The following is a 12,012-nucleotide window of genomic DNA, read 5'->3' on the forward strand; positions in this document are numbered from 1 at the left end:
CGTAAACTCGCTGTTCCTTCGAGAATCACCTGGCTGGAACATCCATGCTTGCACTCACCAGTGTCTGGACCACTATCCTGCTCGCGGCCGCCGTTGCACTGGGGCCGCTGGCAACCGATATGTATCTGCCAGCGCTGCCGTCCATGGGCGCGACCCTGAGCGCCAGCACCGACCAGCTGCAACTTACCCTGAGTATTTTCATGGCCGGGTTCGCCCTGGCGCAGCTGGTCTGCGGTCCACTGGCTGACCGGTTCGGGCGCAAACCGATCATGATTGGCGGCTTTGGCCTGTTCGCCCTGGCCAGTCTGGGCTGCGCGCTCGCAACCGATATTGAAACACTGGTGGTCTGCCGCTTCCTGCAGGCATTGGGAGGGTCCGCCGGTCCAGTACTGGGGCGGGCGGCCATCCGTGACATCTACACCCCTCGGGAAGCGGCCCGCATTATGGCCATTCTCGCCAGCATCATGGCTCTCGCTCCGGCCATCGCGCCAACCCTTGGCGGTCTGTTATTGGGCGTGTTTGGATGGGCTTCGATCTTTATGGTTCTGGGTGCCTACGCTCTGATCATGACGGTGGTTATAGCGATTGGCATACCTGAGCCCCTGAAACCGGCCAACCGCCAAAGCCTGCGAATCAGCAATCTGCTTCGCAACTACCGCGCTATCGGCATCGATCCGAGCTTTATTGGCTACACGCTGACTAACTCGCTGGTATTCGCCGGGCTGTTCGCATTCCTGTCTGCCTCATCTTTTGTACTGATTGAATTTTTCGGCGTTAAGGCCGAATTTTTCGGGTTTTACTTCGCTTTCGTGGTGGCCGGTTACATCCTTGGCAACCTCATCGCCGTGCGGCTCGGCCGCCGCTTGCTGCCGGACCAGATACTTCAACGCGGCCTTTTTCTTAATGTCATCGGCGGCGCGGTCATGGCGGCGCTTGCGCTTGCAGAAGTATTCCACATCTCGGCAGTGATGCTGCCTCAGATCATTTTCATGATTGGCGTGGGCATGGTACTGCCCCAAACCATGGCGGGCGCGCTGGCGAACTTCCCGCATATGGCCGGGTCTGCCTCCGCCGTATTCGGCTGCGTGCAAATGACCGTTGCCGCATTGGTGGGCCTGCTTGTCGGCCACCTCCATACCGGGACCTCGCTGGTTATGGCTCTGGCCATTGCCGCCTGCGCCCTGGCCGCTCTCTCGGTCTATCTGTTAGTCGTGCAGCGTTACCCCGCCCAAGGCTTCGAGCCCGCCACCAGTGCACCGGCGTGAGCAGAGGCCACCCTGTCGGAAACATTTTCCTGGGTGACGAGTCATCCAAAATCGACTAAACAGGTGTATGGTAAAGTCGTAATCACCCTCATACACCCAACGATTTAGCGGATCAAAAACGGAGTTTCCGATGAGCACAGTGACACTGGACGGTAACCCTCTCGAAATCAGCGGCACATTTCCTTCCGTTGGCGACACCGCCGCGGACTTCACCCTGACCAACCAGGGCCTGGAAGAGACCAAGCTCGAGGCCTATGCGGGCAAACGCAAAATCCTCAATATCATTCCCAGCATTGATACCGGCGTCTGCGCGGCCTCGACCCGAAAATTCAACGAAAAAGCCGGCGCCCTCGACAACACTGTAGTACTGGTTGTCTCCGCCGACCTGCCCTTCGCGGCTGGCCGTTTCTGCGGCGCGGAAGGCCTGAAGAACGTTGTCACTCTATCGACCTTCCGCAATTACAGCTTTCAGCCGGACTATGGCGTGGCGATCCAGAACGGCCCGCTTGCCTGCCTTTGCGCAAGAGCTGTTATCGTGCTGGACGAGAACAACAAAGTCTTGCACAGCCAACTGGTCGGCGAAATCAAAGACGAACCGGATTATGACGCTGCTCTGAGCGTGCTCTGAACCAGCTTGGGGTCTCATTTCAAGCTCTGATTTCATCTTCGGGCAGGTTCCCATAGTACGATGGGGCGGGAGGGCGGACTGCTCCAAGACCGTGTGTGGCCAAGGATGGTCACACCCGAGCCCTACAAGGACGTATTCACGGGCGTGTCTTGGAACAGTCCGTCCTCCCGCCACCACACTCCCCAGCAGAATACTGAACTGCGCTACCCCTCACCACGAGACAACCCCCCAACAGTGACCATCAACACCCAAAATCAGCCCTCCCTGGCCCGCCAGCTGTTCACCATGACGTGGCCTATGCTGTTTGGGGTGCTATCGCTGATGACCTTCCAGCTCGTCGACAGCGCCTTTATCGGCCAACTGGGCCGCGATCCACTGGCCGCATTGGGGTTCACCCTGCCCATGCATCAACTCATCATCGGTTTGCAGGTAGGCCTCGGCATTGCCACCACCGCCATCATCTCCCGCACCCTCGGGGCCGGTGATCAAGCCAGAGCAGAACGACTGGGCGGACTGGTGGTCGTCGTTGGAGCCTTGATGGTGCTGGTGCTTTGCATCCTGTTATGGCTGTTACAGGCGCCCACCATGACGTTACTCGGCGCCGACCAAGCATTATTACCGATGATCCGCAGCTATTGGGTGCCCTGGCTGCTCTCCGCCTGGACCGGCGCCATGCTGTATTTCGGCTACAGCATCTGCCGGTCTCATGGCGACACCAAACTGCCTGGCTACATGATGGTGGCGACCAGCCTTGTCAATATCGGCCTGGACCCGCTCTATATCTTTGTCTTCGGCTGGGGGTTACCCGGCGCTGCCTGGGCAACGGTGACCGCCTTTGGTGCAGGCTGCCTCGTCGTCTATCCGAGCGTACTGAAGCGGGGTTGGCTGCGGTTTGATCTCGCCGAGCTTGCCCTCACAAAAGCCCTTAAGCAGCTCACCGGCATTATGGCTCCAGCCATGATGAGCCAATTGATGCCACCGCTGTCTGCTATGTTCGCCACTGCGCTGGTTGCCGGTTTTGGATCCGCTGCGGTCGCTGCCTGGGGCCTGGGCACTCGCCTCGAGTTTTTCTCCATTGTCGTCGTGCTCGCGTTGACCATGTCCTTGCCCCCGATGATCGGGCGAGCTCTTGGTGCCGGCGATATCCATACCATCAAGAAACTTGTTCGTCTTGCGATCAGATTCGTGGTGGTCTGGCAATTCAGTCTCGGTGTGTTCTGGCTGATCGGGTCCGGCCTGGTCTCGGAACTCTTCAGTAGCGACGGAGCCGTTCGGGAAATATTGGGGGAGTATTTGATCAGGGTACCCCTGAGTTACAGCGGCCTCGGGGTCTGCATGATGATGGTATCGGTGTGCAATGCGCTTGGTCTCGCCATGAGGGGTTTGCTGATCTCAGTTCTACGATTGTTCCTGTGTTTCCTGCCAGCGCTCTGGCTTGGCTCCGAACTCGCCGGCCTTACCGGCCTGATGACCGGCGCGCTGGTGGGCAATCTGTTGGCTGGCGTGATGGCCTACCGGCTATACCGGCAGGGCATGAGAAGGCTGGGCGGGCCAGGATGATACCGTGACCCCGCCCCAAGATTCATCTGGAGGCAGAGCAACCAATTTTCCGCTATCGTTGGTGTCTGATCTTCGCCGAACAACTTATCAAGGTATTATCTGATGGAAATTCGTCCTGCGGCCACGCTGGCCTTAACCCGGGATACCCCTGAAGGCCTTCAGGTATTGATGCTGCAACGTACCTGGGACGCCGTTTTTCTACCCGGTTTCTATGTCTTCCCTGGTGGCGCCGTCGACGCCGATGACCATCTCTGCCGGGACTGGGCTGACGGCCACGACGACGCCTCTGCAAGCCATTACCTGGGTATTACCGAAGGTGGATCGGGCTATATGATTGCCGCGGTGCGGGAGTGTTTTGAGGAGGCTGGCCTACTGCTCGCAAATGATGATCAGGACAAGCCGGTCAGCCTCGACACGGCGACACTTGAGCGTGAACGCGCTGCCTTGAACGCCTCTGAACGCAAACTGACTGATTTGTGCAAGCAACATCGCCTTACCATACCACTGGATCAACTGGCCTATCTGAGCCACTGGGTCACACCACCCGGGCCACCCCGACGCTTTGATACCCGATTTTTTGTCGCAGTGGCACCGCCAAACCAGATTGCCCGCCACGACGGAATTGAAACCATAGACCATGTCTGGCTATCGCCAGCCCAGGCTCTGGAGGATCATCGCCTGGGCCATCGGTTGCTGGGCTCGCCTACCGTTCGAACTCTGCGGATTCTCAGTGATTTCAATACCACTGATGCGCTCATGGCGTACGCACGCTCCCAGCCACCGGAGCCCCTGGAAAATCGGCCCTGGCCCGCCCGCAGAGCCGGGCAACGGGTGACAATAGAACCCGGAGCGCCCGCTTATGACGAGGTTCGCAAGCTTGATCCGCGCTGCCAGGGCACCGCCAGCGCAACCATCACACCTGGCGTACCGGTTGTGCTCGGACCCGGCGTGCAGCGTCTGACAGCGGGCAACGCGGGGATGATGACCGGACCCGGCACCAACACCTACGTGTTGGGCAAGCCCGGTGACTATACAGTTATTGACCCCGGCCCCGAGGATGAAAATCACCTTCGCCAGTTGTTGGATATCACTGGCGGTGCTATTACGCGGGTGCTGGTTACCCACACCCATCGGGACCATTCGCCCGGGGCCGCCGCTCTGCGCGAGACCACCGGGGCAACATTAGTCGGCATGAAGGCGCCGGAAGGTGCTTCCCAGGATGCCAGCTTCAGGCCGGATCGGGTACCCGTACATGATGATGAAATCGAGACAGCCGCTGGTAAGCTCAAAGTGCTTCACACCCCCGGCCACGCCTCAAATCATCTTTGCTATCTGCTGGAAGGACAGAATCTGTTGTTCTCCGGGGACCACATCATGCAAGGCTCCACGGTGGTGATCAATCCGCCGGACGGTGATATGAAGGCCTACCTGGTCTCGCTGCACGCTCTACTGGAAGAAAACATCTCTTACATCGCCCCCGGCCACGGTTTTCTATTGGGCCATGCCCATGCGGTCATTGATTACCTTACTACCCATCGAATGGCCCGGGAGCACAAAGTATTGGCAGCCCTGAAAGACCACGGACCAGCTACTCTGAAAAATCTCACTGCTCACGCGTATGACGATGTACCAACCGCCATCCATGGGCTGGCCAGCCGGTCATTGTTGGCGCATCTGTTAAAACTGCAACAGGAAAGGGTGGCGGCTTTGAGTGATGACCAGTGGCAGCTGATCAGACAGAACAACTGATGCGAGCAGGTCGGGGAGTGAGCCCGAAACCGCCTGTTGGGATTTCGGGCCAACTTGTACAGGTATTACTTCTTGGCAATCACCCAGACCGCATGAACAATGCCCGGAATATAACCCAGTAACGTCAGTACAATATTGATCCAGAAATGTTTACCGATTCCCACCTGCAGGAACACGCCCAGCGGTGGTAAAAGTATAGCAATCACTATTCGCAATAAATCCATTCGCTTCTCTCCTGAAATTACGTTTTGATGTCTCAATAATGACTCCTGGCTTAACTATAGTGCCTATACAGGAAATCAAAAGTCTTCACGAGCAGGGCCTGGCCGCTTGTGACGCTGAAAAAGCCGCCACGGGCGGTCTGGCGCCGGAAATTAAACCTTTGTCAGGCCGGTTCCGTATCCTCCTCATGTCATCTACCCTTTGCTGTCCGGTAATATGTCATCTAGTGACCATTTCATCCAAGAGGCTCTTCCCAGTGCTGATTAAGCGGTATGCACGACCTTTCGAATTTTCCATTGCGCTCACCATCCGTCTGGTCACTATGCTGCTTTTGGTCAGTTCACCTGTGTTCGCCGAACCTGCCAAAGTACCGGTCAGTAGTCTGGCTGAGGACGAAAGTGTCGAGGAAATAGAGACTTCAGCACCCCGCCAGCCCCAGGAGGTCGATCGTGACACTACTGGAAAGTCATCCGGCAATACAGGCACCAAAACAGAGGCCCGGCCCCCTCAGGAAGAACCCTCGAAAGCCCGTGCCGCAGACCCGGAGAAAATCGTGGCGCCTGATATTGATCTCAAAGAGGTCGCGCCGGTGCCAGAGCCAGTTGAATCAGCTCCGCAGGAGAATGTTGCCGACGATGCTCCGGGCGCCGAGCGCAACCCATACCCGATCGCCAGCGGCCAGGACAATGCAGCTCCTCCCGCGACAGAAGTTCAGGATACAACCTCAGAAGAGGCTGGGGCGAAAACAGAGATTCCCGTTGAGGCCAAACCGTTTTCACTGTTAAACGCTGATGTATTACCAGGCACTTCCACCCGGCTGGCCTGGTCACCGGGCATTCAGATCGCCGGGCTGTCCCAGCCCACACCTGTGCTGGTGGTCAATGGCGCCAAACCCGGGCCTGCACTCTGTCTCACCGGTGCCGTCCATGGCGATGAACTCAATGGTATCGAGATAGTACGCCGGGTTATGTACGACCTGGAGCCAGAGAAACTCTCCGGCACTGTGGTCGGGCTCCCCATCGTCAACGTGCAGGGTTTCCAGCAGGGCAGCCGTTACCTCGCGGATCGCCGTGACCTCAACCGCTATTTCCCCGGTGATCCTGCCGGAAGCCTCGCCGGGCGTATCGCCCATTCGCTGTTCGAGCAGGTGATTCGTCATTGTGACATGTTGGTGGACATCCACACCGGCTCCCTCAAGCGCACCAACCTGCCGCAGATGCGGGCAGACATGAACAACCCGGCTGTGGCCGAGTTCACCCGGGGCTTTGATGGTATGGCCATCGTACACAGCAGCGGCGGGCCCGGCATGTTGCGCAGCGCTGCAGTCGCCGCAGGTATTGTGTCGGTCACCATGGAAGCAGGAGAATCCCTGCGGATTCAGGAAGATCAGATAGAGGCCGGTGTTAACAGCATTAACAGCCTGATGGAAAAACAGAAAATGCTAAATCGTTTCTTCGTCTGGGGCGATCCGGAACCGGTCTATTACGACTCCCACTGGCTGCGGGCCGATCACGGCGGCATCCTGTTCAGTGACGTCAAACTGGGGGCTACCGTTATTCAAGGCGAAATTCTGGGTATCGTGGCTGACCCCATAACCAATGAGCAGCATCCGATCCGGGCAGATTCCGATGGTCGCGTTATCGGTATGGCCGTGGATCAGGTCGTTATGGCCGGTTTCGCCGCCTATCACATTGGTCTAAAAGCAGAAGTGCCTGGGGAGTAGTATGGGATGTTACATTTCCAAGTAAAACTATTCACCCTGATGGAAAGCTGGCGATGGCGAAAGCCAAGCAACAGCAAAAGAGAATGTAATGAATGACAGCGCAGTTGAGAGCAGAACAATCTTTGCAACACGTTCTGTATCAGCCCGGAGACGCTCCGCCAGCATAGGAACATTGCTCGCGCTTGGCAAGGCAGCTGCTAGTACAAGAATTGCCAGGGCCAGAGGATCTAGCCCCGCCCCAAAGAAAATGGCGAGATGGCCAACCGCAAGAACCAGCGCGGGGTGAATCAACAGCTTTAGAGCGACAATAGTCAGAATATCACCGCTTGCTCGGGTCTTCTCATTGCCTGCTAGCGCCGTTAATTGGGAACGCGCCAACACGGCTCCAATAGTGAACAGCGCAGTGGGCGAGCCAGCATCCGCTAGCATGCCAACCGTATCCATCAACGGCGTCGGCAGAGTAAAACCGGTTGCGGATGCTGCACCCCCCAGCAAAATTGCCCAGGGTAACGGATTGACCAACACTCTGCGAAATGCACTTTTTATCGATAGCACGACTCCTTGGCCGCCACCAACCGTTCTGCCAGCCAGCGCGATGCAGAGGGAGGATGTGATAACCACATCGATAATTATCGATATTAGCAAAGGCCCTGCAGCCGTTGGTCCAATCAAAACAATCAGCAGAGGCATGCCCATAAAGCCGGAATTGGGAAAAGCTGCAACCAAGGCTCCGAAAGATGCATCTTTCCACCCGAGTCTTGCCCTGCGAGTTACAGCAATGGTCAGCCCTACCATTACAAAGGCACAGAACAAATAGGTGAGAAAAAGTCCCGGATCCAAAAGCCTATCTATTGGTGTGTCTGCGCCAAACCTGAATAGCATACAGGGCAACGCAAAATAGAGAACAAAACCGTTCAGACCGGGAATCGCATCGAGATGAAGTACTCTGAACCTGGCGGCCATGTAACCACAGAGAACAAGGGCGAAGAACGGAAAAGTAACCAGAAAAATCTGCTGCATATGTTCATGTGCCTTGTCGGCGCCAACCGCTTAAATAGCCGTACGAAAACAATAAAAGTGATCGAACAAGGCCTAGATTTATCGCCAGAAACACCCATAAATCCAATGGCCATTTAGCTTGGATGCCCAGCAAAAATTCCTTCCACTTCCGAAGGATATACGTTTTGCCCGCGGAGATTACCACGTTGTTCTTCCAGTCGACCAGCCAAATGTAACCATCGCCAGCTTTCTTACTCATGGTTGCAAACTCGACACAGAGAAAACTTAATAGATTTCCTATTCAGAATGCTGTATCGCTTGCAATTCTACGTAGATTTGCGGATACAGCTTTTCACGGGTGTGCTTGAGTAGCGCCTTTAATCCCCATGAAACAACGACAATGAGTTATTGCGACCACGGGAGTTACCATGCCAATCCAAACCTTCTCTGAAACCTCTTCAGCCGCCATAATCGCCCGCTTTCTGAAAGAAAGAGGAGTGAAGCGGGTATACGCCCTCTGTGGTGGCCACATCATGCCGATCTGGATGCAGCTCGATAAAGTCGGAATTCGCATTATCGACGTGAGGGACGAGCGCGCCGCGGTTTATATGGCTCATGCAGAGGCACAGTTGTCTGGTGGATTTGGAGTCGCCATGGTTACGGCCGGACCCGGAGTGACAAATGCAATGACAGGCATTGCAAACGCTCATACTGCACGTGTCCCGGTACTGGTTTTGTCCGGCACTCCGCCCCAGGCTCAGGAAAACCGGGGGGCTCTTCAGGATATGCGTCACACTGACCTTGTGCGATCAATTACCCGGTATGCCATGACCGTCAGGAGACCGGAACTAGTGCTTCAGGAGCTTGACGAGGCCGTCTCGCGCGCATTGGGGCATGGTGGTGAACCAGGGCCTGTTTATCTTGATTTTCCGGTGGACACCCAAAGGGCCGAAATTCCTTCTGCATTGTTGCTTGAGGAACATTTTGCTCCCAAGGAGCGGCCTCGCACTGCGCCAGAACCCACGGCAATTAAGAAGGCGGTGGAACTCCTCTGGTCGTCAAAGCGGCCACTGGTAATTACCGGACGGGGCGCCATGGGCGCAGGGAAGGCACTGAGTAAATTACTGTCGCGAGTCAACGCCGCCTACCTTGATACTGGCGAAAGCAAAGGCCTGATCCCCGAGGATCACCCATCGGTCGTCGCGGCCATGAGAGGATCAGTACTCGGCCAGGCAGATCTAGTAATAACGATCGGTAGAAAGCTCGATTTCCAGCTTGCCTATGGTTCGCCAGCGGTATTCGGGGACGCCAAATTTCTGCGAATCGCTGAGTGTGCCTCAGAAATCCGGGACAATCGCAGGGGTGAAGTGGAGTTGCTATGTGATCCACAGATGGCGCTGGAAGCGATTCTGGCGGAAGCCGGAGAACGGCAACCGGCAACCGACACGGAGTGGACAAAAGAGCTACGGAATCAACATTGCCAGCGATCGGAAAAGCTTTACCAAAAAATGGTTGAAGCACCGCCGGGAAGCGATGGCCTGATGCACCCCAATCGCCTTTTGGCAGCCTTACGGGGCGCCATACCAAAAGACGCCGTCATTGTAGCGGACGGCGGAGACTTCCTGAGTTTCGCCCGTGTCGGGCTACCGGCAACAACCTATCTGGATCCGGGCTCTCTGGGCTGCATCGGTATTGGTACACCCTTTGGCATTGCTGCAAGCCTGAACCGACCAGATCAAACCGTTGTAGTGGCAACCGGAGATGGCTCTTTCGGGTTTAATGCCATGGAAATCGACTCCGCCGTGCGACATCAAGCGCCTGTTCTGATTGTTGTTGCCAACAATGGCTCCTGGGCAATTGAAGTGACGGATCAAAAAGAAACCCACGGCAAAGTTACCGGCACTCACCTTCGGTTCTCAGACTATGCCGGGATGGCGGAATCTTTTGGCATGCATTCGGAACGCGTCGAAAATCCCGACGACTTGCCTGCGGCCATCGAGAGGGCGCTCGCTAACAGGCCAGCCCTGCTGGATGTACTGGTAACGCCGGAGGCAGTTTCTTCGGATGCAAAATCAGGCCTTGCCTGGGTTCCGGATTTGCAGCCAGTTGCTGCCTGGAATGACGCCGAAGAAAAATGGCGTAATCAGTAACACTCGAAGGAAAAAGCGCACGGTTGGACGTGATCACACCATTTTTCACTATTTTGTAGTTTCGCAATCAAATATTGTGCGAGTAGTATGCTGCCGATTCTTGATGCATTTTTGCAACGACAGGAGTTGGCTTTGTCTACTCAATTTCCCAAGCCCCTGTGGCTGGCTTACATCGGCCTGACCCTGACCCCTCTGTTCTGGGCGGGTAATGCGGTGGTGGCGCGCAGTGTGGTGGATACCATTCCGCCACTGTCGCTGTCATTCTGGCGCTGGGTCATCGCACTCGCCATTTTGCTGCCCTTCGGGTTGCCAGCCGTGCGTAGGCAATGGCCGATCATTGTTGAGCGCTGGCCTTCCATGCTGGCACTCGCCGCCTTCAGCGTTGGCGCTTTCAATACCCTGCTTTACCTTTCCGCGCAAACCACAACCGCGCTGAATATTACCCTGGTTAATTCTACGATACCCATCATGGTGGCCTTATTGGCGTGGCTTGTACTTGGCGACCGGATGCGTCCGTTGCAGATGATGGGTATCGCACTCGCGATTGCAGGGGTCTTGGTGGTGGTCGGACGGGGCAACTGGCAAACCTTCACTCAACTGTCGTTCCAGCCTGGGGATCTGATCATGGTAGGCGCTGTCTTCTGTTGGGGCCTGTTCTCGGTATTGTTGAGGCGTCAGGCAGTGCCGCTGGAGCCGATTGCTTTTTTGACCACGCAAGTGACGCTGGGCGTGCTGGTGATTCTGCCCTTCTATCTCATAGACCTGTTATTTCTGTCCGGTGGCTTCGAGCCCTCGCTAAAGGTCGCGCCGACGCTGCTCTACGTGGCCATTTTCCCGGGCATACTGGCTTATGCGTTCTGGAATAACGGTGTGCACCGGATCGGGCCGTCCAACGCTGCCATGTTCATGTACCTGAATCCGGTCTTCGCGGCCGTGCTGGCGGGACTGTTTTTGGGTGAGCGGTTGAGTATTTTCCATCTGGCTGGCGGGATCCTGATCCTGCTGGGCTTGTTACTCACGACCCGTCCTCCAAGGCTAGGGTCTAAACCGACCCGCTAACGAAGCTATACGCGGAGTGTCAGGTTGGCGATGGATGCTTCCCGAGGTTATTTATCGTCATAACCCAAGCGCTCGCGCTCATCCAACCATTGCGCGAGGTTGTGGAGAATTTTACGGGCCAGGGAACGGGCTTTTTCGGTATAGGGGCCCTCGAAGCAGTCGTCCAGCGTGCGGTTGAAGTATTTGAACCACAGCTCGAAATGCTCGTCGCTCAAGGCCATCTGGTCGTGTAGTTGCTCATGGTGGTACACCATATTGCGATGATAGGTATCTTCGCCCAACAGCATCTTGCACCAATAACCTTCTATCAGCGGCAGGTGGTCCGCCAGGTGCACCCCCGCAACCTCCAGAAACACCGGCTCCATCACCGGATCGTCCAGCAGACGGGAATAGAAAATCTGCACCATGCGATGGATAGCGGCCGGGTTATCGAGATCCATTGTCGCCTCCGCAGGTGATCGTGATCCTACCGGCCATTGTGTGCCTCTACGGAGCCGGAGTCACCTCCGAAACATCTGTCGTCATTGACGCCCCGTTTATTTCTGCATGGTGGAGAGTGATGGAAAATCATTTCAGCAAAGCTGCGAATGGTCACTGTTTTCCCCAACCGGCTTTCGATAGGATGGAAATTGAGCTTAGGGAGTCTCCGATTAACTC

Annotated in this window: 10 protein-coding genes; 7 read left to right on the forward strand and 3 right to left on the reverse strand. The window is 56.2% G+C overall.

Features of this window, described 5'->3' with window-relative positions:
- Nucleotides 1-44: 44 nt before the first annotated feature.
- From WEB64_RS04265 to WEB64_RS04280, 4 genes are all read left to right on the forward strand, one after another.
- The gene (locus WEB64_RS04265; protein ID WP_368061601.1) at nucleotides 45-1,265 is read left to right on the forward strand and encodes a Bcr/CflA family multidrug efflux MFS transporter; all 1,221 of its coding nucleotides are present in this window, start codon (nucleotides 45-47) and stop codon (nucleotides 1,263-1,265) included.
- A 130-nt stretch (nucleotides 1,266-1,395) separates the two neighbouring features.
- Nucleotides 1,396-1,893: a thiol peroxidase gene (gene tpx / locus WEB64_RS04270; RefSeq protein ID WP_368061600.1), complete on the forward strand. Its 498-nt coding sequence runs from the start codon at nucleotides 1,396-1,398 to the stop codon at nucleotides 1,891-1,893.
- 285 nt (nucleotides 1,894-2,178) lie between these two features.
- On the forward strand, nucleotides 2,179-3,453 hold the full coding sequence (locus tag WEB64_RS04275) for an MATE family efflux transporter (protein ID WP_368061725.1): 1,275 nt from the start codon (nucleotides 2,179-2,181) through the stop codon (nucleotides 3,451-3,453).
- Nucleotides 3,454-3,555: 102 nt separating this feature from the next.
- Complete coding sequence (locus WEB64_RS04280) at nucleotides 3,556-5,202, forward strand: MBL fold metallo-hydrolase (RefSeq protein WP_368061599.1); 1,647 nt, start codon at nucleotides 3,556-3,558, stop codon at nucleotides 5,200-5,202.
- Between the two features lie 65 nt (nucleotides 5,203-5,267).
- Here the strand turns inward: WEB64_RS04280 and WEB64_RS04285 are convergent, their stop codons facing one another.
- Nucleotides 5,268-5,426, reverse strand: a complete 159-nt coding sequence (locus WEB64_RS04285) for a YqaE/Pmp3 family membrane protein (protein ID WP_368061598.1) — start codon at nucleotides 5,424-5,426, stop codon at nucleotides 5,268-5,270.
- 320 nt (nucleotides 5,427-5,746) lie between these two features.
- Here WEB64_RS04285 and WEB64_RS04290 point away from each other — a divergent pair, with 320 nt between their 5' ends.
- Nucleotides 5,747-7,147 carry a succinylglutamate desuccinylase/aspartoacylase family protein gene (locus WEB64_RS04290; protein ID WP_368061724.1) on the forward strand — a complete coding sequence of 467 codons (1,401 nt, stop codon included), beginning with the start codon at nucleotides 5,747-5,749 and terminating at the stop codon, nucleotides 7,145-7,147.
- A 27-nt stretch (nucleotides 7,148-7,174) separates the two neighbouring features.
- Here the strand turns inward: WEB64_RS04290 and WEB64_RS04295 are convergent, their stop codons facing one another.
- Entirely contained in the window at nucleotides 7,175-8,167 is a 993-nt protein-coding gene (locus WEB64_RS04295; RefSeq protein ID WP_368061597.1) for an AEC family transporter, read from the reverse strand.
- A gap of 407 nt (nucleotides 8,168-8,574) precedes the next feature.
- On the opposite strand from WEB64_RS04295, the gene WEB64_RS04300 reads away from it, so the two are divergent.
- Together WEB64_RS04300 and WEB64_RS04305 are read left to right on the forward strand one after the other, a co-directional pair.
- Nucleotides 8,575-10,296, forward strand: coding sequence for a thiamine pyrophosphate-binding protein (locus WEB64_RS04300; protein WP_368061596.1), 1,722 nt, complete (start codon nucleotides 8,575-8,577; stop codon nucleotides 10,294-10,296).
- 132 nt (nucleotides 10,297-10,428) lie between these two features.
- Complete coding sequence (locus WEB64_RS04305; RefSeq protein WP_368061595.1) at nucleotides 10,429-11,355, forward strand: DMT family transporter; 927 nt, start codon at nucleotides 10,429-10,431, stop codon at nucleotides 11,353-11,355.
- 47 nt (nucleotides 11,356-11,402) lie between these two features.
- On the opposite strand, the gene WEB64_RS04310 is transcribed toward WEB64_RS04305, so the two are convergent.
- Complete coding sequence (locus WEB64_RS04310; RefSeq protein WP_368061594.1) at nucleotides 11,403-11,795, reverse strand: group III truncated hemoglobin; 393 nt, start codon at nucleotides 11,793-11,795, stop codon at nucleotides 11,403-11,405.
- Nucleotides 11,796-12,012: the final 217 nt, after the last annotated feature.

The sequence above is a fragment of the Marinobacter sp. genome, assembly GCF_040882185.1.
GTDB lineage: Bacteria > Pseudomonadota > Gammaproteobacteria > Pseudomonadales > Oleiphilaceae > Marinobacter.